The following is a 24,789-nucleotide window of genomic DNA, read 5'->3' as shown; positions in this document are numbered from 1 at the left end:
TCGATCAGGTAGCGCTGGCCGGAATGACCGAGCCCTGGTAGGTCTGCTCGATGAACGTCGCGACGTCGGCGGACGTCAATGCCTCGGCCAACTTCTGTACTCGCGCATCGTTTTCGAGCGAGGTGCGTACGGTCAGGACATTGGCGTACGGGTTGCCCTCGGCCTTCTCGAGCACCAGGGCGTCCTTGGCCGGGTTGAGGCCACCTTCGATTGCGTAGTTGCCGTTGATGATTGCGAGATCGACATTTCCGTCGTCGAGCGTGCGCGGCAGCTGCGGGGGATCGACCTGGGTGAACGTGAGTCCCTTGGGGTTGTCGATGATGTTCTTCTCGCTGATCTGCGTGATGTCGGTGCCGGGGGCGCCCAACTGCTGATCGAGCTTGATCAATCCGGCCTGCTGCAGCAGGTACAGCCCACGGGCGAAGTTCGTCACGTTGTTGGACAAAGCGACCGTTGCGCCCTGGCGCAGGTCGGCCACGTTGGTGACCTTCTTGGAATATGCACCGAGGGGCTCGACGTGGACCTTCGCCACGGCGACCAGGTCGTCGACACCCTTTTCCTTCGACCACGATTCCTGGTACGGCACGTGCTGGAAGAAGTTGGCGTCGGTGTCTCCGGCTTCGAGCACCTCGTTGGCGTCGAGATCGCCGGTGATCTCGCTGACCTCGATCTTGGTGTCACCGAGCAGGCCCTTTTCTTCGACGAACTTCAGGATCTCGGCGTGCGGAACCGAAGAAGCGACGATGCGAAGAGGTGCGTTCTCGTCGGAGGAGTTGTCGCTTGAGCACGCGGCTACGGTTCCGACTGCGACGGCGGCCACTGCGAAGGCAGCGAGGAATCTTCTGGTGCGCGAGCGTGACATGTGAATCTCCAAGACATAGCCGAACGCACGCCGAGATGGCGTGACAGTTGCTGAACGCTAGCCCGGTAAACCTCCCGTGAGGAGATACAGAATCACCGCGATTTTTTCATGTACCTATTGTCCGAGCAGGATGACCGGAACGTCCTCGGCAAAATCGACTACCAGTTCGCGACGCGAGAACAGCCAGGTGCCGTCGATCTTTTCGAAGCTGTCCTGGTAACGAATCTCGATCCGGTTGTCCCGGTGGCCCTCGCCCCGCGGATAGATGTGGTGAGCGGAGCAGTAAGCCTCACCGTGTGCGGTGGTGGGGCCGTCGAGGTCGAGGATCTGCTGCTCGACGATGTGCCGGGTCGAGTGCAGATGTGAGACGGCATCGACCACCGAACTGCTGACGACGGAGTTCCCACGTATCTCCGTCGGCGCACCCGTTCCGTTCAGTGCCGGCGGCAAGACGAATGCCACGTCGTCAGTGAAGAGAGCCGCAAGTGCAGTGGTGTTTCGGCGGTCGACGGCCTGTGCGTACCTGGCGGCCAAGTCGGTGAGAGCGACGCGATCCGAGGAGTCCATGCGCATATCTCACCCTATGTGACGCCGCTCATGTTTCGGCTTCCCGCTCATCGAGACACTCACAGCGCCCACCTGGGCATCTGGTTAGCGTCCAGGCCAAGAGTTGCCAGCCATGAATGCCATAGGAGAAACAGCGATGGATCTGAGGGAATCGCCCGAGCAGCAGGAGCTCCGCAAGGAGTTGCGCGCGTACTTCGCGGCGCTGCTGCCGGAAGAGAAGCGTCGCGCGGCCGGCGAGCAAGGTGTGGGTGGCGAGTACTTCCGCGAGATCGTGAAGTTGCTGGGCAAGGACGGTTGGCTCGGTATCGGCTGGCCCAAGGAATTCGGTGGCCAGGGACGCTCCATCGAAGAGCAGTTCGTGTTCTTCGACGAGGTTCAGCGCGCAGGTCTGCCGTTTCCCTTCGTGACGGTCAATACCGTCGGACCGACGTTGATGAAGTACGGCACCGAAGAACAGAAGGAACGTTTCCTGCCCGGCATCCTGGCCGGCGACATCGTCTTCGCAATCGGGTACACCGAGCCCGAGGCCGGCACCGACCTCGCGTCACTCAAGACTCGTGCGGTTCTCGACGGTGACGAGTGGATCGTCGACGGCAACAAGATCTTCACCAGTGGCGCCAACACTGCCGACTACGTGTGGCTGGCCTGCCGCACCGACGCGGATGCCCCCAAGCACAAGGGAATCTCGATCCTGATCGTCCCCACCGAGGACGCAGGCTTCGAGTGGTCACCGATCAACACCGTCGGCGGCTTGATGGTGACGTCCACGTACTACTCCGGCATTCGAGTTCCGTCGAAGGACGTTGTGGGCGAGGTCAACGGCGGCTGGCAGCTCATCACGGCTCAGCTCAACCACGAGCGAATCGGCCTGGCGGCCATCGGTGGTCGCACGTACGGTCTGTGGAACCTGGTCCTGGACTGGGCCAAGGAAAACGGCGCCATCGACATCCCGTGGGTGCAACAGGACTTCGCTCGCACACACGCCAAGCTCGAGGCCATGCGACTGCTGAACTGGAAGATGACGGCAGCCGTCGCACAGGACACGCTCTCCGGAGCCGACGCCGGTGCCACCAAGACGTACGGGACCGAAACTCACGTCGACGTCTACCGCACCCTGCTCGGAATTCTCGGCTCCGCCGGTCGCATCCGCCCCGAGTCTCCGGGCGCTCTGCTTGCCGGTCAGATCGAGCAGATCTCGCGTCAGGGTGTCGTGAACACCTTCGGCGGCGGCGTCAACGAAGTTCTGCGTGACATGGTCGGCACCATCGGCTTGGGACTCGTTCGCGAAAAGAGGGTCAAGTGAGCGACATTTCGGCGCAACTCGACGCTTTTGTCGGCCAGACGCTTGTTCCCACCACCTGGGGGCCAGACGAGGTCAACATCCCCATGATCCGGCATTGGGCCGAGACCATGGGCGATACCAACCCCGTCTACCTCGACGACGACGCTGCCCGCGCCACCGGCCGTGACGGCGTCGTCGCTCCCGCTCAGATGCTTCAGGTCTGGATCATGCGGACCTTTACCGACAAGATGGCGGGCAACGACCCGTCGCAGGTGTGGACCGATCTGATCGCCACCCTCGACGCAGCCGGCTACAGCTCTGTCGTGGCCACCGATTCCGATCAGGAGTTCTTCGCCGAACTGCGCCCAGGCGATCGCGTTAACTACACCGAGGTCATCGAGTCGATTTCGCCGGAGAAGAAGACCGGCCTCGGTGTCGGACACTTCGTCACGACGCTCAAGACCTACCGCAACGGTGACGATCAGGTTGTCGGCACCCAGCGGTGGCGGACGCTGCGGTTCAAACCTCAGGAATCTGCTGCGCCCGAAGCTCCTCGTGCACTGCGTCCGCGTCCGGCTCTCAACGCGGACAACGCTTTCTGGTTCGAAGCAGCCAAGGAGCACCGTCTGGTGATCCAGCGCTGCACGTCCTGCAAGACGCTGCGTCATCCCACCGGCCCGATGTGCGGGGAGTGCCGGTCACTCGAGTGGGACACGATCGACGCGTCGGGTCGTGGCACGGTGTACAGCTTCGTGGTCAATCACCACCCCAAGATCGACGCGTTCGACTACCCGCTCATCGTTGCGGTAATCGAACTCGAAGAGGGAACCCGATTGATCGCCAACATGGTGGGTATCGCGCCCGAAGATGTCGTGGTCGACATGCCCGTGGAACTTGACTGGATCGACGCCGACCCGGATCTGACGCTTCCCGCGTTCCGGCCGGCCGTACGCGAGGAGCACTGATGGACTTCAATTTCAGCGAAGAGCAGGAAGCAATTCGCGCACTGGCCGACGAGGTCTTCACCAGCAAGGCAACGATCGAGCGCACCAAGGAGATCGAACTCTCCGCCGAGCGCGTCGACCGTGAACTGTGGCGCGAACTCGCGAGCACCGGCCTGCTCGGTATCGCCCTGCCGGAGGAGTTCGGCGGCGGTGGCCTCGGCTTGTCCGAGCTGTACGCACTGCTCGAACAGCAGGGACGTCACGTTGCGGCCGTGCCGATCTGGGAAACGACCCTTGCAGCATTGGCTGTCAACGAATTCGGCTCTGATTCCCTTCGCGCCGAACTCCTTCCGGGAGTTGCCGACGGCAGTCGATTCCTGACCGTCGGTCTCGAAGAGTTCGGTCCGTACACGGGCGGCGACCCACTGACCACGGCTGAGCAGGACGCCGACGGCAACTGGACTCTGACGGGTGAGAAGGCAGTAGTGCCGATGACTCACGTCGCGAACCTTGCTCTCGTTTCGGCAACCGCTTCCACTGGTACGGCACTGCTGCTGGTCGACCTGAGTGCCGAGGGAGTGACGCTCGAACAGACGCAGTCCACCAGTTGGGAGATCTGTGCCAACGTCACCTTTGCCGGTGCCCCCGCGCAGCTGATCGGTGCGGCTGACGGCACCACGGTTCCGTGGCTGATCGACCGCGTTCAGCTGGCATTGGCCGCAATCCAATGGGGCGTCGGGTCGGGTGCAGTCGCGCAGGCCGTCACGTACCTGAACGGCCGCAAGCAGTTCGGCCGTCCGCTGGCGACCTTCCAGGCCGTCAATCATCAACTCGCTGACTGCTACATCGATCTCGAAGCGATGCGCGTGACACTGTGGCAGGCCGCCTGGCGCATCTCCGAGGGACTGGATCTCGGCACCTCGGTACTGGTCGCCAAGTGGTGGGCTACCGACGGCGGACAGCGCGTCGTGCATCGCACCACGCATGTTCACGGCGGCATGGGCGTCGACACCGACTACCCGGTTCACCGTCACCTGTTGTGGGGCAAGCAGATTGCTGCCACCCTCGGTGGTTCCAGCTCCGATCTGGCGCGTCTGGGTGCGCAGCTCGCATCCGGTGTGGAGGTGCTCGCATGACCGTACTTGCCGGTCGCAGTTACGCAGACGTCGTTGTCGGAGAGGCATTGCCCGAGTTGGCGATCCCGCTGACCCGCACGTTGATCGTCGCCACGGCAATCGCCACTCGCGATTTTCAGGACGTGCACCACGATCCGAGCCTGGCGCAGGAGCGTGGCTCGAAGGATGTCTTCATGAACATCCTCACGAGCAACGGTCTTGTCGGTCGATACGTCACGGACTGGGCCGGATCTGCATCGACCCTGCGCCGCATCGCCATTCGTCTCGGGGCGCCCAACTACCCGGGTGACACCATGACGATGACCGGTGAGGTCGTGTCCAAGGAAGACGGAGTGGTCGTGGTCAAGGTGCAGGGTGCAAACAGCCTCGGCAACCATGCATCCGGCACCGTCGCAGTCGCTTTCAAGGAAGAGGAGAGGCCCTGATGGCGATCAGCCCACTCTCGGGAGCCGCCGCCATCGTCGGCATCGGATCCACCGAGTTCTCCAAGAACTCCGGCCGCACCGAACTGCAGTTGGCGTGTGAGGCCATCGTCGCGGCACTCGCTGACGCCGGTATCGATCCGTCCGAGGTCGACGGTCTGTCCACCTACACGTCGGAGACGAACGGCGAAGCGATCGTGGCTCGCAACTGTGGTCTCGGCGAGCTGAAGTTCTTCTCGCGCATTCACTACGGTGGCGGCGCTGCGTGTGCCACCGTGCAGCAGGCGGCCATGGCAGTTGCGACGGGTGTTGCCGACGTCGTGGTTTGTTACCGCGCCTTCAACGAGCGCTCCGGTGTGCGCTACGGCCTAGGGCAGCACGATCGCCCCATGGACAGCACCGCGGATCGCGCGGCATATGCGTGGATGACTCCGCAGGGATTGTCGACTCCCGCTCAGTGGGTCGCCATGTTCGCCCGCCGCTACATGCACCAGTACGGTGCGACGAGTGAGGACTTCGGACGAGTTGCAGTGGTGGCGCGCAAGCATGCCGCCAACAACCCGGCTGCTTGGTTCTACGAGCGTCCGATCACGCTCGAGGACCACCAGAACTCGCGCTGGATCGCCGAGCCGCTGCACCTGCTCGACTGCTGCCAGGAAACCGACGGTGGCCAGGCATTGGTCATCGTCTCTGCCGAGCGCGCAAAGGATCTGGCCAACAAGCCCGTCGTCATCAAGGGCGCCGCTCAGGGCAGTAGCAAGGATCAGCACATGATGACCAGCTACTACCGGCCCGACATCTCCGGTATCCCGGAGATGGGCCTGGTTGCTCGTCAGTTGTACGGCCAGAGCGGCCTGACCCCTGACGACATCAACGCCGCGATTCTGTACGACCACTTCACTCCGTTGGTGCTTCCCCAGCTCGAAGAACTGGGCTTCTGCAAGCCAGGCGAAGCAAAGGACTTCATCCGCGAAGGCAACCTCGAGATCGGTGGACGCCTGCCGTCCAACACTCACGGTGGTCAGGTCGGCGAGGCGTACCTGCACGGTGTCAACGGAATTGCCGAAGGTGTGCGACTGGTGCGAGGCACGTCGACCAACCAGCCCGAGGGCGTCGAAAACGTATTGGTCACAGCCGGAACAGCAGTACCCACCAGCGGTCTCGTTCTCGGCGCTGTTTGAGAGGAAAAGACAGTGACAACTTCGGAAGCTGCGAAGACCGCCGGCGATTGGCGTGGAGCCGATCTCGGGACCCGCACCGTGTCGTACACCGAGCGCGACGCGATCCTGTACGCACTTGCCGTGGGCGCCAAGGCGACCGAGCTGGACCTCGTCTTCGAGGATCAGCTTCGGGTACTGCCGACCTTTGCTCTGACGCTGGCGCAGTGGGCTCCCGACGCTCTGGGTTCGGCGGGCGCCTTCGACACCTCGACGGCGTTGCACGGCTCGCAAGAGCTGAAAGTGCTTGCTCCGCTTCCGCGTAGCGGTGACGTGACCTTGAAGGCTTCGGTCGGCGAGGTGTGGGACAAGGGCGCAGCGGCCGTGTTCGAAGTGAAGGTGGAGTGCGAATACTTCGTCGCGACCTGGTCACTTTTTGCCCCCGGTGCCGGTGGATTCGGCGGAGAACGTGGACCCTCACGTCCGGCGGAGCCGACCGGCGAGCCTTCGTTGACCGGTGTGCTGACCACAGCGGAGAACCAAACGGCGATGTACCGGCTCCTGGGCGACAAGCACCACATCCACATCGATCCCCAGGCTGCGGCGCGGATCAACCAGCCGCGTCCGATCATGCACGGCCTGTGCACGTTGGCCGCCAGCACACTCGAGCTTGCTCGGGTCGCCGGAGTGCATCCGGCTGATCTTGTCAGTCTCGAAGGTCGATTCGCTGCGGCGATCCATCCGGGTGAGGCGCCGTCCATCGTTGCGTGGGGAACTCCCGACGACCTGGCCTTCCAGGTCACCAAGGGTGATCAGGTAGCGATTTCCGGTGCACGAGTGAGCTTCTCCGCTCGCTAGTCCCTCCAGACTCAACTGCGGGGTGCTTGACCCCTCGTCGCGCCCCGCAGTTGTTCACACGAAGAAGCAGCCCCCGAGCGAATCCGCTCAGGGGCTGCTTCGTATTTGTTTCAATCCTGGTGGGTCGCCATGTAGCGAGCCGGGTACTCACCGCCGCCGTGAACGGCGATGTCGGCGCCGTTCACGTACGAGGAGAGCGGGCTCGCCAGGAACAGGCAGGAGTTGGCGATATCGGCCGGCACGGCCATGCGCTCCATCGGAATGGTCCTGGTGACCGCAACGCCGCCGTCGGCGCCGTAGACCTCGGCGGCAGCCTCGGTACGGATCAGGCCGGTGGTGATGTGGTTGATCCGGACCTTCGGCGCCCATTCGAGGGCCAATGCCTTGGTCAGAACGAGGAGGCCTGCCTTGGCTGCGCTGTACGCCGCGGTTCCGGGCTGCGGGTCGATCGCCGAGACACTGCCGATGTTGATGATGGCACCGCCGTCGTCCTGAGTCTGCATCACTGCATTTGCGGCCTGGGCAACGTTGAAGGGTGCCAACAGGTTCAGGGCCACGATCTTCTCGACGAAGCGGGGTGACACCGTCGCAGCATCGGCATCGGGGGAGCCGCCGGCGTTGTTGACCAGGACGTCCAGACGGCCGAAGCGCTCGACGGCATCCTGGACGAGGGCTGCGGCGTCGGCGGGATCGCGGACGTCAGTGGCGCGAAAGGCTGCGCTACGGCCGTCGGCGGTGGGTAGGTTTTCGGGCTCGTTACGGCCACAGACCAGCACGTTCGCACCCGCGGCGAGGAAGGTTTCGGCGATGACGTAGCCGATGCCTTTGGTGCCGCCGGTGACGATCACCGAGCGTCCGCTGAAATCGACGGGGTTGGGCAGTGTCACGGTGGAGCCTTCCTGGTGCGGTGCCGAGCTGAATTGCCGCCCAATGTGATTGACGCGACGTGGTCGCACACCTTAGGGTCAAGCAAGTGCTTGGTTGTTTTGTAGGTCGAGTGTAGACGACAAACGGCGGCAGTCACCAGAATCGACCGGTCCCTCCCGCAAAGGGACCTCTGCGTCGACAGACATTGGAGTAGTCACATGGGCAAGCTCGAAGGCAAAGTTGCACTCATCACGGGTGCGGGTCAGGGAATCGGGCAGGGGATTGCCCTGGCCTTGGCCAAAGAGGGCGCCGTGATCGCCGTTGCCGGCCGCACCGAATCCAAGTTGCACACCACGTGCGGACTACTGGCTGACATCGGTGCGCGCGGTGAGGCGGTGGTCTGCGACGTCAGCAAGAAGGACGACATCACCGACGCCGTGGACCGTACCGTCGAACTGTTCGGCGGAATCGACATCCTGGTCAACAACGCCAACGACTGCAAGCCCGGCCCACTCTCGAGCGTGCTCGACGAAGACTTCGAGCGTTCCTTCGCGACGGGGCCGCTCGCCACCCTGCGCATGATGCAGGCGTCGTACCCCCACATGAACAGTCGTGGCGGTGGCGTCATCATCAACATGGTCACCTCGGCGGCGGTGCGCTGGGATGCCAGTAACTACGGCGCTTACGGTTCCATCAAAGAAGGCATGCGCTCGTTGACCCGCGCTGCGGCCTGTGAATGGGGCAAGGACAACATTCGCGTTCTCAATGTTGCCCCGCACGCCAAGACTCCCGCGTTGCAGTGGTGGATGGACAAGAATCCCGAAGAGGCAGCGGCATTTGTCGCAGGTATTCCGCTGGGACGCGTCGGAGACCCCGAGACCGACATCGGTCGTGCCGTCGTCTTCCTCGTCAGCGAAGACGCCGGGTACCTCACGGGTGCCACGATCCCGCTCGACGGCGGCCAGTCGCGCTGGGGCTGACCGCCATCGACCCGATCAGGTCATCACGGCGCCGCCGTCGACGGCAATCGTCTGGCCGGTGACGTTGCGAGCCTTGTCACTGAGCAAGAAGGCGACCATCTCGGCGATGTCTCCGGGCGTCTGAGCTCGACCCATCGGAACCATCTGTGCGACAAAAGAATCGAAGACGTCAGCATCGGAAACATCTGTGAGCGAGGGATCGCGTCGACGCAGTTCCTTGATGGTTCGAAGCCACATGTCGGTGAGGATCAGGCCGGGCATGACCGTATTCGAGCGAAGTCCTCGAGTCGCACCGATCCGGGCGACGCTGTGACTCATCTCGATCACGGCGGCCTTCGACGGTCCGTAGTGCGCGAGCATGTCACCGCCCAAGCGGGCACCGATCGACGCGATGTTGACGATCGCTGCCGGACCCTCGGTTCTGCTCACGAATTCGCGGCACATCAGGAAGCTGCCCTTGGTGTTCACCGCAAAGGTGTTGTCCCACTGGTCTTCGGTGATCTCGAGGAACGGAGTGAAGACGCCGATTCCGGCGCCGTTGACGAGTGCAGTCGGGCTTCCGGCCGATGCAGCCACGTCGAAGGCGTTCTTGACGTCACCTTCACGTCGAACATCGCATCGTGCCGTGTGGACTGCTACGCCAAGGCTTTCCAGGCGTGCTGCGGTGTCGGCGAGTGCGGCCTCTTCGATGTCGAGGAGAAGCAGGGTGCCGAAGTCCTCCGCAAGGCGCTCGGCAATAGCGGCGCCCAACCCGGCAGCTGCGCCGGTGACAATGGCTACGGGCGCGCTCACGGCAGGTGCGTTTCGAGCAGTGGGGCAAGCAGTTCGGCTGCGCGCGCCGCCGTGATGACTTCGCTCGGGTCCACCTTGGTCACGACTTTCGAAGCAGAATCTTCGTAGACATGCTCACCGATGAGTCGCCCCTGCTCGTCGTACGGCCAGACAAATGCCAAGGTCCGACGCACGAGATACCAACCGTCGGGGTCGATGTCCGACGACTGTTCGGGGGCTGCGGGGGTGGATCCACCCGATTCGTGCACCGCGCCGAACACCCCGTCTCCCAGAATCGATCCTGGGACGAATTGACTGAAGAGAGTCTCACCCGAGAATCCGCTGTCGGAGACCGCGAAGTCGGACTGTCCGGTCCACATGACAAGGGTGTCCGTCTCGGCGAGTGACTGGTAGAAGTTGGTGACGGCGTCCATGCCGTCCAGAACAATCGACTGTCCGTCTTCGAACAACCGGTAGACGGGTTCTTCGACGGTCATGTCGGGCGAGAGGATTTCCTTGTAACGACCGGAGACCTCGAGCAATGCGTGGCGCCGGTAGTTTCGGAGGATCTTCTGGTGCCGCGGATTGTCGATGGTTTCCAATTGCTTTTCGACGCCATCCATCATGTGGACGAATTCGTGCTCGTACTTGCTCATCACATCTCCTGGTTTCGCGGATTCGGCGGGCTGTCCGGATCTGCGACAACTGTGACCTGACGTGGCATTCGCTGTACATGTAGAACTTCGTTCGACAATTGCCGGTTTGCTTAACTCCGCTGTTCAGATACCGTGATGGTCATCACTTTGCTGGCGAACGGCGGCCTAAGACAACCGAATGGACGGTAATGAAAAAGGCGAGAAGAGGTGAAGATCTGAATCTGCGGTTGGTGTCCTCGTTGCTCGTCGTCGTGGCGGAAGGGCACTTCGGACGAGCGGCAGACCGGTTGTTCGTCACGGCGCCTGCTCTCAGTCAGCAGATTCGTCGACTCGAGGAGCAGGTGGGAACCGAGTTGATCGATCGCAGTTCGCACCCGGTGGTGCTCACCGCCGCGGGTGAGGTGTTCGTCGCGGATGCACGGCCCGCTCTCGAGTTCGCCGTCCGCGCGATGAACGGGCTCGACGCACTCGAGCGTCGGCGGGCCAGGCGGTTGCGGATCGGATTCATCAACGGGGCGGCCGGAAGTTTGGGACGTGCGGTGATCGATTCGTTGCATGCGGAGGTGGAGCTGGTCCAATTGGACTGGTCCCAACAGGTTTCCGCGGTGGCGAGCGCGACCGTCGATGCCGCCTTCGTGCGCCCTCCACTGCCGGTGCTCGACGGTGTGGTGCTCGAACGGATCGGCGTCGAACCGCGGGTGGTGGCCCTGCCTCGAGGACACCGACTGGCGGGCCGTACGAGTATCGAGATTTCTGAAATAGATGGGACTGTGCAGGTTTCGAGTGACGGTGCGCCACCCGAATGGGTGAAATGGTGGTCGGTGGACCCGCGCCCCAGTGGTGTACCCGTCCGGTACGGTCCCTCTGTCCGCACGATGGACGAAGCGCTCGAGGTTGTCGCCAACGGTCGGGCGGTGGTGATAACGGCAGCAACCATTGCCGAGTACTACACCCGCTCGGATATCAGTTTCGTGCGCATTTCCGATATCGAGCAGTGTTCGATCGATCTGTGTACCCGTGAGGGCGACAGCAGTCCGGCGGTGATCGAGCTACGCAAAGCTGTTTCAGCCCTCGGTGCCGACAGGTGATTGCCGTGTCCTGATGTGATGCGCATGTACTCGGATGGAATATGCATTCTTGCCGTCTTCGTTTTAGTCGGTTAGACTAAAACCATGAAAACGATCAGCACGGCACTTGAAATCGTCGAGGCAGCACGAGTTTCGGCCGATGTCTTCGGGGGAGACTCCAGCGATCTCGACACCCGTCGCGCTGCAAAGCGTCGTTTTCATCGGCTCGCCTCAGCCATTCATCCGGACCGGGCGAAGCCCGAAGATCGGGTGCGATACTCGGCCGCAACATCTCGGTTGAACGAGCTATACCGCAGTTGGACAGCGGAGTTCGAGCCGGCAGATTCTCGGCCCGTTTATGTCGGCGAGCGGGGCGAGTACACGTTGGGTGGACTGGTAGCGCGCGGCTCGGTCGCTAACCTGTACCGGTCCGATGCCGGTGTCGTACTGAAGATTCCGCGAGACCCTCGGGCGAACTCGATGATCGAGGCCGAACGGAATGTGTTGACGGACATCGAGAATTCGTGCGAAGCCGGTTGGGCAGTCTCGTACTTCCCGCGATTGATCGATCAAATCACCCATGTGGGCAGCGGCACGAGACGTCAGATCGATGTGTTGGACGATCTGACCGAAGGTTTTGTGAGTCTCGCCGACGTCCGTGAGGCGTATCCAGGTGGCCTCGATCCACGGGACTGGGCGTGGATGCACCGACGGCTACTTCGGGCTCTGGCAGCAGCGCATGCGACTGGTTGGGTGCACACCGCGATTACCGCGGAGAACGTGCTGATCGAGCCTGATCGGCACGGGGTGGTGCTGGTCGGCTGGTCCTTTGGCACCCGTACGGGCAGCCGCCCGGTGGCGACGATCGGTTCCGATCGTGATTCGTACCCACCGGAACTCGGCGAAGGAGCGTCTCCGGCCTGGGACGTCTACATGGCTCATCATTTGATGCTCCGAATGCTGGGCGAGCAGACCCACGAACGGATGAAGGTGTTTGCCGACGGCTGCATGCAGGACAACCCGAGATTGCGTCCCGACGCGGTCGACCTACTGGGTGAGTTCGACGAACTCCTCGATCTTCTCTATGGCCAGCGGACATTTCGTCCGTTCGCCGTTCCATCCACGAAAGGACAGTGATTGTCATGGGCTACGGATACTGGGACGACAACACCTATTTGGCGGGCAAGACTTTTCGTGCCGCACGCGGTGTCGACGATTTCGGTTACACCGATTCGCTTCGGTCGCGTCCGCGAAGCAGTTGGAAAGCGGACCCGACCCTCGACCCCTTCGGCGTCGACAAGCGTGAATGCCGAGACTCGGCCGGGCACCCCGATTCTCTCCCGATAGCAGTGCTTTTCGATGTCACCGGCTCGATGGGCGCTGTTCCTCGAATCATGCAGGACAAGCTCGGAAAGCTGCACGGGCTGCTGCAACGCAAGGGATACGCGGATGATCCGCAGATTCTGTTCGGTGGTATCGGCGACGCCGATTCCGATCAGGTGCCACTACAAGTCGGCCAGTTCGAGTCGGGTAACGCGATGGACGAGCAGCTTCGGACCATCTTCCTCGAGGGCAACGGTGGTGGACAGAAGTCGGAAAGCTATGAATTGGCAGCATATTTCATGGCGCGCCACACCAGTACGGATGCCTGGGAGAAGCGCGGAAGGAAAGGCTACCTCTTCATCATCGGCGACGAGCTGAACAAGCCGCGGCTCTCGGCTCGTCACATCCGTTCGGTGATCGGCGACAAGGTACGTCAGGACGTATCGGTCTCGTCGATCTACCGTGAACTCGAAGAAAGATGGAATGTCTACTTCGTTCTGCCAGATCAGTCGTCGTACTTCAACGATCCGGAAATCGCGGATCACTGGAAGAAGTTGCTCGGTGAACGCTTCGTCAAACTCGACGACCCCGCTGCGGTGTGCGAACTGATCGCGCTGACGGTCGGAATCGGTGAGGACCGCATCGACCTGCGTGACGGACTGGCGGATCTCCGCGACATCGGTTCAAGAGCTGAATCCGAGACCGTCGGCAAGGCTCTCGCTGTGATCCCAGGGCGCAGCACCGCGACGGTGGCCGGGTTGCCCCACGATCTCGGAACCGATACGGACGATGTTGATTTCGCATAGAAGGAGAGCATGATGGAGCCGTTCGAAGACCGCGATATCGTCGTCGTAGACCTCGGGTTCGGAGATGCGGGGAAGGGAGCAACCGTCGATTGGCTTTGCTCCGACCAAGCCGATTTGGGTGTGGCCGCAGTGGTCCGGTTCAACGGTGGCGCACAGGCAGCGCACAACGTGACGGTCGGCGAGCGCCACCACACGTTTTCGCAGTTCGGTTCGGGAACGCTGTCCGGCGTCCCGACGTTTCTCTCGAGATTCGTGTTGGTCGAGCCCATCGCGCTCGCCCGGGAGGCGCGTGCTCTGGAAGCGCTCGGAGTTCGAAATCCGTTCGATTTGATACGGATCGACGCGCGCGCATTGTTGACGACGCCGATTCACGTGGCCGCCAACAGGGCCCGTGAGGATGTTCGCGGCGGTAACCGACACGGCTCGTGTGGCAAGGGGATCGGTGAGACCGCGGCGTATGCGCTCGAAGTTGCGAATGCGCCTACGGTGGGAGACTGCCGGCGACCTGACTCCTTGCGTCGTAAGTTGTCGGCGTTGGCCACATTCTACGGACCGTTGATCGCGGAGAGTCGCCACGGTTTTCCGCCGATCGACGACATGGTCGACATGTACGCGGAATTCGGTGACGTCGTGGACATCGCCGACCCGGATGCGCTGGGCGCGTTGGGTGCCGGTGGTCGCCTGGTATTCGAGGGGGCACAAGGTGTCCTTCTCGACGAGTGGCGGGGGTTTCACCCACACACCACGTGGTCGACGGTCGAGCCGTCCAACGCGCGAGCAATGATCGACGAGTTGGGCCGGGACAGTTACGTACTCGGCGTCACCCGCACCTACATGACACGACACGGAGCTGGGCCCTTCCCGACGGAGGATCCGGAGTTGGCGAAGGTGTTGCCCGAGCTGCACAACGGGACGGGTGAGTATCAAGGCGGATTCCGGACGGGCCACTTCGACGAGTTGTTGTTGCACTACGCAATCGAGGTGAGCGGTGGCGTCGACGGTTTGGCGCTTACTCATCTCGATGCGATGGATCGCGCGCGGGCTGCAGGCATCCCGATCCACGGGGTGCACGCGTACGAAGGATTGCCGTTCGTTCCCGTCGGAGAGTGGAAGGATCTCGATCACCAGCAGGCGCTGACAGATTCCCTGAAAGCCGTAGGGGTCGTGCCGAAGGAACTTCCGGCCGACCCGGAGGATTTCGCCCGGTATCTGAGCGAGGAAATGGGTGCGCCGGTAGTGCTGACCGCGAACGGTGCGGACCGGGTCGATCGTCAGGTGCGCTGCCCAGTGCCTGCATGATGGACGGTGTGGACCAGTCACTTGTCTCGATCGATGTCATCGCGCTCCGGTTCGGCAATCCGGAACCCGGGATGTTGCGATTTGCCGTCACTCCGCGGCAAGCGGAGCCGTACACCGGGCAGTTGGCGCTGCCCGGTGTACTGCTGGGCGCCGGTGAGCGGTTGCAGGACGCCGCCAGGCGAGCCGTGACCACCAAGCTCGGAATTCCCGACGAGAAGATCCTCGTCAGCGGTCAATTGACCGTGTTCGACGAACCCAATCGAGACCCCCGCGGTCCGACGCTCTCGGTGACCATGTGGGCAGTGATCTCGTCGGACGAGGTGCCGGGTTCGGCCGAATGGGTGAGCTGGGACAACCCGGGGGACCTTGCGTTCGACCACAATCGGATAGTCGCCGATACCCGCCCGATCCTTGCTGACACCCTGTTGTGGCGAGATCAGGCATTCACGCGGGCATTACTGGGTCCGTCGTTTCCGGCGTCGTACGCGCTGGCCGTGGCGGAGGAGCTTTCCGGTGTGCGTCCGGACCCGGGCAATTTGAACCGGACGCTCAAAGCGTTGCCAGGGCTGGAACGTACGGACGAACGAGTCCGGGTCAGTGCCACCGGGCGACCCGCGGTGGTCTGGGCGTGGACCGAAAACAGCTGACCTACCTCAGAAGTTGCCCCGCGCGGCCTGCTCACGCTCGATCGCTTCGAACAGGGCTTTGAAGTTTCCCAGTCCGAATCCCAGTGAGCCGTGGCGTTCGATGATCTCGAAGAACACGGTGGGACGATCTCCGATCGGCTTGGTGAAGATCTGAAGAAGATAGCCGTCCTCGTCGCGGTCGACGAGGATGCCTCGCTTCTGCAATTCCTCGATCGGAACTCGAACCTCTCCGATACGCGCGCGCAATTCGGGATCCTCGTAATACGAAGCAGGAGTAGAGAGAAACTCGATTCCTTCGTCGACCAGAGCATCGACTGCTCCGAGGATGTCGTTGGTCGCAAGTGCGAGATGCTGAGCGCCGGGACCTTGGTAGAACTCGAGGTACTCGTCGATCTGTGACCGCTTCTTCGCGATGGCAGGTTCGTTGAGTGGGAACTTGACTCGGTGATTGCCGCTCGAGACGACCTTGCTCATCAGCGCGGAGTAGTCGGTGGCTATGTCGCCGCCCACGAACTCGGCCATGTTGGTGAATCCCATGACCCGGTTGTAGAAGTCGACCCACTGGTCCATCTTGCCGAGTTCGACATTGCCGACGACGTGGTCGAGGGCCTGGAAGATTCGCTTGGGCGCGCCGTCACGCTTGCGGTACGACGACGTCCGTTCGACGTATCCGGGAAGGTAAGGGCCGGTGTAGCGGGAACGGTCGACGAGGGTGTGCCGAGTCTCGCCGTACGTCGCGATGCTGGCCAGGCGAACGGTGCCGTGCTCGTCGGTGACGTCGTGCGGTTCGCTCAACACTGTCGCGCCTTGGGTGATGGCGTGTGCGATGCACTTGTCCACGTCGGGGACGCTGAGCGCGATGTCGCGGATACCGTCGCCGTGACGGCTGTGATGTTCGATCAGCGGACTTGCCGGATCCACAGCGCCCTTGACGACAAACCGCACGGCCCCGCTTTTGAGTACAAACGCGTGGTGGTCGCGGTTTCCCGTCGACGGGCCTGAATAGGCCACCAATTCCATGCCGAATGCGGACTGGAAGAAATGTGAAGTCTGCGTGGCATTTCCGACGATCCATTCGAGGCCGTCCCAACCGCTCACGGGGAAGGGATCGTGATCGCTGTCGTACTCGACCAAGCCGACCAACTGGCGCAATTGCTCCAGATCCAGGCCGGCCAGCTGTTCGTCGTCGGTGAGAGTCTGTTCGACGGTCATGATGAGTCCCCTCTGAGTGCGATGTACACAGCGCGGTGCGCGAGTCATGTTCGGCACTGCCAGTACAAACAGATAAGTCCTTCAGAGGTTGGGTAGTCAACGGAGGTAGTTGAAAGTAGACACAGCGCCGGAATGCGAAGATGGTGGCACTGTTTTGTAGGCAATTTGCATAGTTGAACGACGAGTGGAGCAGACGTGAATCTCGACGCAGTGGATCTGGCTCTGTTGGACGCGATGAACAAGCACCCGAGAGCCGGTGCGTTGGAGCTTTCGCGTCAGGTCAAGGTTGCGCGGGCGACAGTGCAGGCGAGATTGAAAAGGATGGAAGATGCCGGAGTGATCGCCGGGTATGCTCCGCACATCAACTTGGCTGCAGCGGGTTTCGGAGTACAGGCATTCGTGACTTTGCAGATCGCTCAGGGGGCGCTCGACACCGTCACAGCGGAACTCGAGGCAATCCCCGGTGTGCTCGAAGCCTTTGCCACCACCGGCTCCGGCGACGTGCTGTGCCGGATTGCCGCTGCGTCGCACGAGGATTTGCAAGCGACGCTGCTCGAACTGAATCGGTCGGGGATAGCCACCCGGTCGACCAGCGTCATGGTTCTCTCGGTTGTGGTGCCGCTCCGGTCGATGCCCCTCCTGCAGACTCTGCAGTCGGAGCAGACGACCAAGGCCCCGGCGTACCGACGAGGCGGTCAGTCTCGCTGACGACCCGGAGCCCAGAATCCCAGAACGATCGCGGATACCCACATGATCGCAGCGAGCGTGAGTGCTCCTTGATCCATGCCTTTGATGAAGGCTTCACGGGCGAATTCGGCCAACTGGGCGCCCTGCGGCCCGGCTGCTTCGGCGACGTGGAGAGCGGCGGCCAGAGAACCGGATACCGGCTCCTTGGCCGGTTCGGGTAGCAAGTCGACCGCGGGCTGGACGTGATTTCCGTAGCCGGCGGCGAGGATACTTCCCGCCAGTGCAACGCCGATGGCGGAGCCGATCTCACGGGTTGCGTCGTTGACTGCTGAGGCAACCCCCTGTTTGGAGTCCGGTGCGTTGGAGACGATGGCAGCAGTGGCGGGGGTTGTCGACAAACCCAATCCAATGGCGGCCACTACCAAGGGAACACAGACTTCGGCATAGGTCGAACTGGCATCCAAGCGCGTCAGGAGTGCAATTCCGGTTCCGAGGAAGGCAACCCCGGTGGCGGTGAGAGCGCGAAGGCCGATACGCGGAATCAGTAGGGGAGCAACCACGGACAGCGCCATCACCGGCACAGTGATCGGCATCAGGGCGAGCGCCGATTGCAGGGGGGAGTAGTCGAGCACAAGTTGGAGATACTGCACGATCAGGAAGAACAAGCCGAAAGTCGCCAGGAATTGCAGGGTCAGTGACGCTGCGCCGCTGCCGAATGCGCGATTGGCGAACAGTCTCACGTCCAGAAGTGGATGGCGAGTACGTAATTCGACCCAGCTGAATACCGCGGCCATGGCAATTCCGCCGACCAGCAACGCGAGAACTACCGGATCGAGCCAACCACGGGCCGGCGCCTCGATCATCCCCAGGACAAACAGCCCGATCGAGCCGGCGATCAGCGCTGTACCAGGTAGATCGAGTGGAGTTGCCTCCGTGTCCTTCGACGTCACGATCGTGAACGACACCACGAGGATGAGAACTGAGACGACGGCCAGGCTGACGAATATCGAATGCCACGACCATTTTTCGAGGAGCAACCCGGAGACGACAAGTCCGGCGATTGCACCGGACCCTGCGACGCCGGACCAGACTCCGACGGCGCGGGCACGCTGCGCCGGCGGGAAACCTGCAGTGAGTAGAGACAGCGTCGCCGGCATGACAAACGCGGCGCCGACGCCGGAGATCACGCGGGAGACGATGACCCACGACGGTTCGTCCGCGAAGACCGGAATCGACGAGCCGGCAGCAAAAACGAGTAGTCCGAACATGAGCAGTTCTCGTCGACCGTATCGATCGCCGAGTGCGCCCGCCGGCAACAAGAGACAAGCCAGCGTGAGCGTATACCCGTCCACGATCCACGTGAGCTGGCTCTGTGTTGCACCGGTATCGCGGGCCAAGTCGGGAAGGGCCGTGTTGAGCGCGGCCATCGCTGCGACGACCAGCGCGACGGCGCAGCACGCGACCGTCAGCATCCAGATCTGTCGGATGGTCCACGTGGACTGTTCGAGCGTCGTATCGCTACTCACGAAACCTCCCGATAGAAACAAGACCATCAGTATCGTTACAAGAACAGCAGTTCCACAACCCCCAAGTGGGTATAACTGAAGTTGTGACGGTGGGAATCGACAAGCAGGGAATCGAACAGCAGGGAAACGACGAGGACCCGCGCAAACAGCGTTCCAGGTCCAGGTTGCTCGACGCAGCGACCACGCTGCTGGCAGAAGGCGGCGTCGACGCCGTGACGATCGATGCCGTCACCAAGTTGGCCAACGTCGCGCGTGCGACGCTGTATCGCCATTTCGACAGCGGCACGGAGTTACTCGCCGCGGCATTTGCACGTCTACTGCCGCCGGTGCCGGAGATGTCCGGTGAAGGCGATCTCCGCGCGCAGTTGCTCGAGTTGTTGACCAGTCAGGCCAAGGCCATCGAAAGCGCACCGATCCAGGTGACGGCGATGTGCTGGCTCGGCTTGGGGCCGGAACTGAAGGGTTATTCGAGCGTCGATGCCCTGTCCACGGACAAGCCCGAATTGCGATCGCTGCGCCAGACGGTTTTCGAGCAGTACCGACACGCGTTCGATCGGATCCTGCGCTCGCCGGACGCGATCGACGCGTTGGGGGAGTACGACTACGACGTCGCACTTGCTCAGTTGGTCGGACCTTTGGTGCTCACCAAGCTGGCCACGCTGACGCCTCTCGGGGAGGCTGCGTGTGAGCAGATCGTGGACGACTTTCTGGCTGCACGCGGAGTGTCGAGCTGAGAGCTCACGGCTCCAGATTGCGGCGTAGCACGTACTGCTCGAGCCTGTCGATGCCGCGCACTCGTCGCGGACGAAGGTGTCGCAGTTTGAAATTGGCGTCCGAGCCGAGCTGGGTGGCCAGCTCGGAGTCGATCAGCACAGTGCCGGGACGAGCAGAGCTGGTGAGACGCGCGGCCTTGTTGACCACCGAACCGTAGAGATCTCCGAAGCGAACCAACGTCGGCCCCATGGCCAGACCCACCCGAAGCTGCGGATCGTCGTGATCGGCGAGGACCGCCTGCTGGATCTGCAAAGCGATCTCGGCGGCGTGGTGGGGACTTTCAGCGGCAAACATGACCTCGTCACCGACGGTCTTGACCACCCAGCCGTAGTTGCGACCGATGATTTCGGTGGACGCGGACTCGAACCGCTCGAGCAGATCGTTGAGTTCGGCGGAGTCGAGGCCGCGGGTCAGCGAGGTGTACCCGACGATGTCGGCGAAACCCACGACCAGAACACGACTCGCTACTTCTTCGCCCGGGTTTCCGACGTTGCGGCCCGTCGACGACGCGACGTGGCGCTTCCACACGTACGTCTGCAGAGATTCGACAGCGGGAATGATCTCGGCGCCGAGGCGCAGAACGATCTTCCGGATCGCTTCGGGCTCGTGATCTGCCGAGTCGGCGAGCTGGTCGATGATGTGTGTGCTGATCAGCGAGACCTGCCACTCAGCCAACCTCGACATCGACTGCCCCAGTGAACGGGCGGCAGCCACCTCACTGCTCTGCGAGATGACTCCTCGATTGACCATGTCGATGATCGTCTTGAGGGCGTTGGCGTCTTGCTGGGTGAACATGACGGCGTCGGGATCCTCGTCGACGGCAAAGCCCATCGCGACCCACAAACGATCGGCACGCTCGCGTGTCACACCGGCGAATTCCGCGATCTGCGATTGCGTGAAGCAGCGCGGTCCGCCGAGGAGGGACTCCTCGATGTCGGCTTGAATCCGGCTGAGCAGATGAGCATCGACGTCGACCGGATCAGCGGTGTGAGGTTCGGCAACGTGAGATTCAGCAGGGGCGGGTTCGGTGACCTCGTCGATCCACTCTGACTCCGAACTGCTCACCGTGCTCCTTATTGCCGCAACGAATTTCTGTCCACCATCTTCCACGCGGTGCCCCGAGAACAGTACTGAATTGGCCGAACCGTCTACGGATCCTCGGGCTCAGGCGGGCGGTGAGAGTCAACACGTCGGTGGCTTGTGCAAGAGTTGCCCCGAGAAAAGCACTGTCGATACCGAAATGCACGAGATACTTCTGAAAGGACCTGCGCATGCCACCCCGTAGACGTTCCGGCGCTGCCGCATCAACGCCGGATCACCTCACTGCGGACAATCTGGCAGCGCTCGCCACGGCTGTCGCCGAAGGCAAGCGCGCCACCGTCTATCTGCGCGAGGCGACTCCCAGCCTGGGGATCGAAGCCGGTACCTCGGCGAAAGTCGTGTCGGTGGACGGCAACACCGTGATGATCCGCCCCAAAGGCGTCAACGACGAATTGCCTTTCGAGGCAGAGGAATTGCGCATCAACCGCGTCTCCGCGGCACCGGCCAAACCGGCGCCACGGCCCAAACCAGTTGTGGAGTCCGAGCCCCTGATGGAGCCACTCGTAGAGCCTGTTCGACCGAAGCCGCGTGCGCAGCCTGCACCCGCTCCGGTACCGACTACCACTGCTGCCCCTGCCGCGACACCTCGTCCGGCCGTCAAGCGTGCGAAGAAACTGCCGGCCGGCATCAGCGTCACGATCCATGCGGGCGCGGACAACGACTGGAGCGTGACGGTCACACAGGGCGCGAAGCGTCCGGGCAAAGCAGTTCCGGTCGCACCCGATGCGGTCGAGCGAGCTGTCCGCGAGTTGGGTGAGCCCACCGCAATCGAGGCTGTCGAGTCCATCATCGTCGCTGCACGGGACATGGCTGCAGCGCGAGTCGACGAGTTGAGTCGTCAGCTCGAGGAGGCACGCAAGATGCTCGAAGCGCTCGGAGCTACCGACTAGAAACGCTGCGTAGGTCCGCACTTTCCGGGGTATGCGTTTTTTGCAGCGGGGAGATTACCGGCGGAGAGATTGTGATGTTGCAGCGAATTGTTTCGGCTCTGGCAGCGTTGGTCTTGGCACTCGGACTCGGGTTCATCGTCAGCAGCAACGCTGTTGCTGCACCCACGCCCATGGGTGGTGGTTCGGGCATCATCATCGACAATCAGCTGGTCTGTACGTTGACCACTATCGGTCACGACAACGGCGGCAGACTCGTGGGTATCACCGCAGGTCACTGCGGTGGTCCTGGATCGTTCGTGATCCCGGAAAGCAACGAGGACGCAGGCGTGGTCGGCACGTTCGTCGAGTCGAACCCGGACCTGGACTACGGGGTCATCCAGTTCGATCCGGGCAAGGTCACACCAGTTCGAACGGTGGGCGCGGCAACCATCACCTCGATCGGCGCTCCAGCCAGCTTCCCGGCTACAGCCTGCAAGGAAGGCCGTACGACGGGCACGACCTGCGGCGTCGTCTGGGGAGACCTGAGCGCCGACGCATCCACCTGGACTCAGATCTGCGTCGACCACGGTGATTCGGGAGCCCCGGTCACGGTCGGGACGACGCTGGTCGCGATGGTCAACGCCTACCTCTGGGTGCCGTGCCTGGGGCCGGAACTCGGCACCAACATGACCTCCATCGTGGACACGATCAATGCCCACGGAGGTGTCGGCGCCGGGTACCGGCCGATCTAGCGGCGGGCTGGGATCAGCCGCACACTGCTCCACCCGAGGCTGATCCCACGAGCTTGGAGTACTTGGCCAACACACCACGTGTGTAGCGAGGCGGCAACGGCTCCCAGCCCTTCTTGCGGGCTTCCAATTCGGAGTCGTCGACCAACAATTCGAGTTGTCCGGTACCCACGTCGAGTCGGATCTGATCGCCGTCGCGAACGAACGCGATGGGACCGCCGTCAACCGCCTCGGGCGCAACGTGTCCGACGCACAAGCCAGTAGTGCCACCAGAGAATCGTCCGTCCGTCAGCAGCAGGACGTCCTTGCCGAGACCCGCGCCCTTGATCGCGCCCGTGATGGCCAGCATCTCGCGCATCCCGGGACCACCCTTCGGGCCCTCGTAGCGGATGACGACAACGTCACCGCCGGTGATGGTGCCGTCCTCGAGAGCATCCATCGCGGCGCGCTCGCGTTCGAAAACCCGTGCAGTGCCGACGAATACATCAGACTCGAATCCTGCCGACTTGACCACCGCGCCGCCGGGCGCGAGTGACCCCTTCAAGATCGTGATGCCTCCGGTCGGGTGAATGGGCTTGTTCATCGCCCGCAGGACCTTGCCGTCCGGATCGGGCGGGGTGATGTGCGCCAGGTTCTCCGCAACAGTCTTGCCGGTGACGGTCAGGCAATCTCCGTGCATGAGTCCCGCGTCGAGTAATGCCTTCATGATGACGGGGACGCCGCCGATACGGTCGACGTCCGTCATGACGTGCTTTCCGAAGGGCTTGACGTCGGCGAGGTGCGGGACCTTCGCGCCGACGCGAGCGAAGTCGTCGAGCGTCAGCGGGACGTACGCTTCGTGCGCGATCGCGAGGAGATGGAGCACCGCATTGGTGGATCCGCCGAATGCCATGACTACTGCAATGGCGTTCTCGAACGCTTCCTTGGTGAGGATGTCCCTCGCGGTGATACCTCGACGCAGGAGTTCGACAACGGCTTTGCCGCTCTCGCGGGCGAAGCCGTCGCGGCGACGATCCGGTGCGGGCGGTGAAGCGCTGCCGGGCAGCGACATTCCCATGGCCTCGGCGGCGCTGGCCATCGTGTTTGCCGTGTACATGCCGCCGCACGCGCCTTCGCCCGGGCAGATCGCCCGTTCGATGGTGTCGACGTCGGCGCGGCTCATCAGCCCACGCGAGCAGGCGCCAACCGCCTCGAACGCGTCGATGACGGTGACTTCCCGCTCACTGCCGTCGGAAAGTTTGGCGACGCCGGGGAGGGTGGAGCCGGCGTAGAGGAACACGCTGGCGAGGTCGAGGCGGGCCGCCGCCATCATCATGCCGGGCAACGACTTGTCGCAGCCGGCGAGAAGGACCGATCCGTCGAGACGCTCGGCCTGCATGACGGTCTCGACGCTGTCCGCGATCACTTCACGGGAGACGAGGGAGAAGTGCATGCCCTCGTGCCCCATCGAAATGCCGTCGGAGACGGAGATAGTGCCGAATTCGAGAGGGAACCCGCCGGCTTCCCGTACGCCCTCCTTGACGGCCTTGGCCAGGCGATCGAGGGACAGGTTGCATGGCGTGATTTCGTTCCAGGACGAGGCGACGCCGATCTGCGACTTGACCCAGTCGTCGTCGCCCATTCCTACTGCACGCAACATGCCGCGCGCTGCGGTCTTTTCGAGTCCGTCGGTGACGTCACGACTTCTGGGCTTGATGTCGGGTTCGGTCATTTTCCAAGCATAGGCGTCAGCGGGGTGTGTTTCCGGCAGACGAGCGACTCGACTTGCCGACAAACGCCGTCCGTCGTGAATAGACTCGTCGCATCGCAGTTGGGGCTGAGTGTGCAGGTGATTGACGTACAGGGGGATTCACGTGGAGTCGGAACTGACTTCGGCTTTCGGATTTGCAGTTCTGGCCGCCTTCTTGACCGGTAGTGGTGTCTTCCTGGTCGTTCTGACGGTTCTGCACGAGATTGCCCGGTGGAAGGGCCGCTTCGTATCGGTGTGGGTGACTTTCTTTGCCGCTCTGCTGATACTGCCCATCCTGTTCGGCGCGTTGATCGCAGGCTATTCCGCGTTCTCCGAGGTCGACGGGTCCGAGGCTCTGCTTCCGCCGGCGTTCTGGATCCTGATCGCGGCCGGGGGTGCACTCGGCGGTTACATCGGAGTCAAGGTCGGTGTGGTTCGAGGCTCGGCCCTCGATTACCGGTTGTAATCGGGATCGACTCGATCAAACTTCCAGAGAAG

Annotated in this window: 26 protein-coding genes; 17 read left to right on the top strand and 9 right to left on the bottom strand. The window is 62.6% G+C overall.

Annotated elements, in window-relative coordinates; all coding sequences use genetic code 11:
• Window positions 1-4 precede the first annotated feature (4 nt).
• Window positions 5-862: a MetQ/NlpA family ABC transporter substrate-binding protein gene (locus P0M12_RS07250; protein ID WP_003940478.1), complete on the bottom strand. Its 858-nt coding sequence runs from the start codon at window positions 860-862 to the stop codon at window positions 5-7.
• Window positions 863-976: 114 nt separating this feature from the next.
• Window positions 977-1,435, bottom strand: a complete 459-nt coding sequence (locus tag P0M12_RS07245; RefSeq protein ID WP_030537000.1) for a nuclear transport factor 2 family protein — start codon at window positions 1,433-1,435, stop codon at window positions 977-979.
• A 130-nt stretch (window positions 1,436-1,565) separates the two neighbouring features.
• Here P0M12_RS07245 and P0M12_RS07240 point away from each other — a divergent pair, with 130 nt between their 5' ends.
• From P0M12_RS07240 to P0M12_RS07215, 6 genes are read left to right on the top strand one after another with little or no spacing between them, the layout of a single operon-like run.
• Window positions 1,566-2,732: an acyl-CoA dehydrogenase family protein gene (locus P0M12_RS07240; RefSeq protein WP_003940442.1), complete on the top strand. Its 1,167-nt coding sequence runs from the start codon at window positions 1,566-1,568 to the stop codon at window positions 2,730-2,732.
• Complete coding sequence (locus P0M12_RS07235) at window positions 2,729-3,676, top strand: MaoC family dehydratase N-terminal domain-containing protein (RefSeq protein WP_042448383.1); 948 nt, start codon at window positions 2,729-2,731, stop codon at window positions 3,674-3,676. Before P0M12_RS07240 ends, P0M12_RS07235 begins: the two co-directional genes overlap by 4 nt.
• Entirely contained in the window at window positions 3,676-4,791 is a 1,116-nt protein-coding gene (locus tag P0M12_RS07230; protein ID WP_030537002.1) for an acyl-CoA dehydrogenase family protein, read from the top strand. The genes P0M12_RS07235 and P0M12_RS07230 overlap by 1 nt, the downstream gene beginning before the upstream one ends.
• On the top strand, window positions 4,788-5,216 hold the full coding sequence (locus P0M12_RS07225; protein ID WP_003940399.1) for a MaoC family dehydratase: 429 nt from the start codon (window positions 4,788-4,790) through the stop codon (window positions 5,214-5,216). The genes P0M12_RS07230 and P0M12_RS07225 overlap by 4 nt, the downstream gene beginning before the upstream one ends.
• Complete coding sequence (locus tag P0M12_RS07220) at window positions 5,216-6,394, top strand: lipid-transfer protein (protein ID WP_003940050.1); 1,179 nt, start codon at window positions 5,216-5,218, stop codon at window positions 6,392-6,394. The genes P0M12_RS07225 and P0M12_RS07220 overlap by 1 nt, the downstream gene beginning before the upstream one ends.
• 12 nt (window positions 6,395-6,406) lie before the next feature.
• Window positions 6,407-7,228, top strand: a complete 822-nt coding sequence (locus P0M12_RS07215) for a MaoC/PaaZ C-terminal domain-containing protein (protein ID WP_007732645.1) — start codon at window positions 6,407-6,409, stop codon at window positions 7,226-7,228.
• Between the two features lie 110 nt (window positions 7,229-7,338).
• On the opposite strand, the gene P0M12_RS07210 is transcribed toward P0M12_RS07215, so the two are convergent.
• Complete coding sequence (locus tag P0M12_RS07210) at window positions 7,339-8,115, bottom strand: SDR family oxidoreductase (protein ID WP_054187449.1); 777 nt, start codon at window positions 8,113-8,115, stop codon at window positions 7,339-7,341.
• Window positions 8,116-8,313: 198 nt separating this feature from the next.
• On the opposite strand from P0M12_RS07210, the gene P0M12_RS07205 reads away from it, so the two are divergent.
• Window positions 8,314-9,075: an SDR family oxidoreductase gene (locus tag P0M12_RS07205; protein WP_058226566.1), complete on the top strand. Its 762-nt coding sequence runs from the start codon at window positions 8,314-8,316 to the stop codon at window positions 9,073-9,075.
• A gap of 15 nt (window positions 9,076-9,090) precedes the next feature.
• Here the strand turns inward: P0M12_RS07205 and P0M12_RS07200 are convergent, their stop codons facing one another.
• Both P0M12_RS07200 and P0M12_RS07195 read right to left on the bottom strand, forming a co-directional pair.
• Window positions 9,091-9,867, bottom strand: coding sequence for an SDR family NAD(P)-dependent oxidoreductase (locus tag P0M12_RS07200; RefSeq protein ID WP_007732641.1), 777 nt, complete (start codon window positions 9,865-9,867; stop codon window positions 9,091-9,093).
• Window positions 9,864-10,502 (bottom strand): hypothetical protein, encoded by a 639-nt coding sequence (locus P0M12_RS07195; protein WP_007732640.1) that lies wholly within the window; start codon window positions 10,500-10,502, stop codon window positions 9,864-9,866. Before P0M12_RS07195 ends, P0M12_RS07200 begins: the two co-directional genes overlap by 4 nt.
• A gap of 188 nt (window positions 10,503-10,690) precedes the next feature.
• On the opposite strand from P0M12_RS07195, the gene P0M12_RS07190 reads away from it, so the two are divergent.
• The 5 genes from P0M12_RS07190 to P0M12_RS07170 all read left to right on the top strand — a co-directional run bounded on the left by P0M12_RS07190 (window position 10,691) and on the right by P0M12_RS07170 (window position 15,644).
• Window positions 10,691-11,590, top strand: coding sequence for a LysR family transcriptional regulator (locus tag P0M12_RS07190; protein ID WP_064687711.1), 900 nt, complete (start codon window positions 10,691-10,693; stop codon window positions 11,588-11,590).
• An 84-nt stretch (window positions 11,591-11,674) separates the two neighbouring features.
• Window positions 11,675-12,706 carry a hypothetical protein gene (locus P0M12_RS07185; RefSeq protein WP_003939712.1) on the top strand — a complete coding sequence of 344 codons (1,032 nt, stop codon included), beginning with the start codon at window positions 11,675-11,677 and terminating at the stop codon, window positions 12,704-12,706.
• A 5-nt stretch (window positions 12,707-12,711) separates the two neighbouring features.
• A complete protein-coding gene (locus P0M12_RS07180) occupies window positions 12,712-13,698 on the top strand; it encodes a hypothetical protein (RefSeq protein ID WP_277377554.1) in 987 nt (328 codons plus the stop codon).
• A gap of 12 nt (window positions 13,699-13,710) precedes the next feature.
• Window positions 13,711-14,997, top strand: a complete 1,287-nt coding sequence (locus P0M12_RS07175; protein ID WP_277377912.1) for an adenylosuccinate synthetase — start codon at window positions 13,711-13,713, stop codon at window positions 14,995-14,997.
• Window positions 14,994-15,644: an NUDIX hydrolase gene (locus P0M12_RS07170; RefSeq protein ID WP_020909123.1), complete on the top strand. Its 651-nt coding sequence runs from the start codon at window positions 14,994-14,996 to the stop codon at window positions 15,642-15,644. Before P0M12_RS07175 ends, P0M12_RS07170 begins: the two co-directional genes overlap by 4 nt.
• Before the next feature lie 6 nt (window positions 15,645-15,650).
• Here the strand turns inward: P0M12_RS07170 and hppD are convergent, their stop codons facing one another.
• Window positions 15,651-16,856 carry a 4-hydroxyphenylpyruvate dioxygenase gene (gene hppD / locus P0M12_RS07165; RefSeq protein WP_007732631.1) on the bottom strand — a complete coding sequence of 402 codons (1,206 nt, stop codon included), beginning with the start codon at window positions 16,854-16,856 and terminating at the stop codon, window positions 15,651-15,653.
• 195 nt (window positions 16,857-17,051) lie between these two features.
• On the opposite strand from hppD, the gene P0M12_RS07160 reads away from it, so the two are divergent.
• Window positions 17,052-17,564: an Lrp/AsnC family transcriptional regulator gene (locus P0M12_RS07160; RefSeq protein WP_003939810.1), complete on the top strand. Its 513-nt coding sequence runs from the start codon at window positions 17,052-17,054 to the stop codon at window positions 17,562-17,564.
• Here P0M12_RS07160 and P0M12_RS07155 read toward each other — a convergent pair.
• Window positions 17,552-19,096, bottom strand: coding sequence for an MFS transporter (locus tag P0M12_RS07155; RefSeq protein ID WP_277377553.1), 1,545 nt, complete (start codon window positions 19,094-19,096; stop codon window positions 17,552-17,554). The two genes, P0M12_RS07160 and P0M12_RS07155, sit on opposite strands and share 13 nt — an antisense overlap.
• 56 nt (window positions 19,097-19,152) lie before the next feature.
• Between P0M12_RS07155 and P0M12_RS07150 the strand changes: the two genes are divergently transcribed.
• Window positions 19,153-19,803, top strand: coding sequence for a TetR/AcrR family transcriptional regulator (locus P0M12_RS07150; RefSeq protein ID WP_030537009.1), 651 nt, complete (start codon window positions 19,153-19,155; stop codon window positions 19,801-19,803).
• A gap of 4 nt (window positions 19,804-19,807) precedes the next feature.
• Here the strand turns inward: P0M12_RS07150 and P0M12_RS07145 are convergent, their stop codons facing one another.
• A complete protein-coding gene (locus P0M12_RS07145; RefSeq protein WP_208690623.1) occupies window positions 19,808-20,800 on the bottom strand; it encodes an adenylate/guanylate cyclase domain-containing protein in 993 nt (330 codons plus the stop codon).
• Window positions 20,801-21,114: 314 nt separating this feature from the next.
• Here P0M12_RS07145 and P0M12_RS07140 point away from each other — a divergent pair, with 314 nt between their 5' ends.
• Window positions 21,115-21,834: a DUF6319 family protein gene (locus P0M12_RS07140; RefSeq protein ID WP_003940205.1), complete on the top strand. Its 720-nt coding sequence runs from the start codon at window positions 21,115-21,117 to the stop codon at window positions 21,832-21,834.
• 74 nt (window positions 21,835-21,908) lie between these two features.
• Complete coding sequence (locus P0M12_RS07135) at window positions 21,909-22,565, top strand: S1 family peptidase (protein ID WP_007732621.1); 657 nt, start codon at window positions 21,909-21,911, stop codon at window positions 22,563-22,565.
• Window positions 22,566-22,578: 13 nt separating this feature from the next.
• Here the strand turns inward: P0M12_RS07135 and ilvD are convergent, their stop codons facing one another.
• Window positions 22,579-24,273: a dihydroxy-acid dehydratase gene (gene ilvD / locus P0M12_RS07130; RefSeq protein WP_003940201.1), complete on the bottom strand. Its 1,695-nt coding sequence runs from the start codon at window positions 24,271-24,273 to the stop codon at window positions 22,579-22,581.
• 142 nt (window positions 24,274-24,415) lie between these two features.
• Here ilvD and P0M12_RS07125 point away from each other — a divergent pair, with 142 nt between their 5' ends.
• The gene (locus P0M12_RS07125) at window positions 24,416-24,757 is read left to right on the top strand and encodes a hypothetical protein (RefSeq protein ID WP_003940142.1); all 342 of its coding nucleotides are present in this window, start codon (window positions 24,416-24,418) and stop codon (window positions 24,755-24,757) included.
• Window positions 24,758-24,789: the final 32 nt, after the last annotated feature.

The sequence above is a fragment of the Rhodococcus sp. RCBS9 genome, assembly GCF_029457415.1.
Lineage (GTDB): Bacteria > Actinomycetota > Actinomycetes > Mycobacteriales > Mycobacteriaceae > Rhodococcus_F > Rhodococcus_F qingshengii.
This window is presented reverse-complemented; position numbering and strand designations above follow the sequence as displayed.

Bases quoted from the DNA above. Each gene is read 5' to 3' on its own strand.
- P0M12_RS07225 (WP_003940399.1), top strand. From the start codon at position 4,788: ATGACCGTACTTGCCGGTCGCAGTTACGCAGACGTCGTTGTCGGAGAG.
- P0M12_RS07240 (WP_003940442.1), top strand. From the start codon at position 1,566: ATGGATCTGAGGGAATCGCCCGAGCAGCAGGAGCTCCGCAAGGAGTTG.
- P0M12_RS07185 (WP_003939712.1), top strand. From the start codon at position 11,675: ATGAAAACGATCAGCACGGCACTTGAAATCGTCGAGGCAGCACGAGTT.
- P0M12_RS07175 (WP_277377912.1), top strand. From the start codon at position 13,711: ATGGAGCCGTTCGAAGACCGCGATATCGTCGTCGTAGACCTCGGGTTC.
- P0M12_RS07155 (WP_277377553.1), bottom strand. From the start codon at position 19,096: ATGGTCTTGTTTCTATCGGGAGGTTTCGTGAGTAGCGATACGACGCTC.
- P0M12_RS07135 (WP_007732621.1), top strand. From the start codon at position 21,909: ATGTTGCAGCGAATTGTTTCGGCTCTGGCAGCGTTGGTCTTGGCACTC.
- P0M12_RS07250 (WP_003940478.1), bottom strand. From the start codon at position 862: ATGTCACGCTCGCGCACCAGAAGATTCCTCGCTGCCTTCGCAGTGGCC.
- P0M12_RS07180 (WP_277377554.1), top strand. From the start codon at position 12,712: ATGGGCTACGGATACTGGGACGACAACACCTATTTGGCGGGCAAGACT.
- ilvD (WP_003940201.1), bottom strand. From the start codon at position 24,273: ATGACCGAACCCGACATCAAGCCCAGAAGTCGTGACGTCACCGACGGA.
- P0M12_RS07230 (WP_030537002.1), top strand. From the start codon at position 3,676: ATGGACTTCAATTTCAGCGAAGAGCAGGAAGCAATTCGCGCACTGGCC.
- P0M12_RS07170 (WP_020909123.1), top strand. From the start codon at position 14,994: ATGATGGACGGTGTGGACCAGTCACTTGTCTCGATCGATGTCATCGCG.
- P0M12_RS07190 (WP_064687711.1), top strand. From the start codon at position 10,691: ATGAAAAAGGCGAGAAGAGGTGAAGATCTGAATCTGCGGTTGGTGTCC.
- P0M12_RS07220 (WP_003940050.1), top strand. From the start codon at position 5,216: ATGGCGATCAGCCCACTCTCGGGAGCCGCCGCCATCGTCGGCATCGGA.
- P0M12_RS07195 (WP_007732640.1), bottom strand. From the start codon at position 10,502: ATGAGCAAGTACGAGCACGAATTCGTCCACATGATGGATGGCGTCGAA.
- P0M12_RS07205 (WP_058226566.1), top strand. From the start codon at position 8,314: ATGGGCAAGCTCGAAGGCAAAGTTGCACTCATCACGGGTGCGGGTCAG.
- P0M12_RS07140 (WP_003940205.1), top strand. From the start codon at position 21,115: ATGCCACCCCGTAGACGTTCCGGCGCTGCCGCATCAACGCCGGATCAC.
- P0M12_RS07245 (WP_030537000.1), bottom strand. From the start codon at position 1,435: ATGCGCATGGACTCCTCGGATCGCGTCGCTCTCACCGACTTGGCCGCC.
- hppD (WP_007732631.1), bottom strand. From the start codon at position 16,856: ATGACCGTCGAACAGACTCTCACCGACGACGAACAGCTGGCCGGCCTG.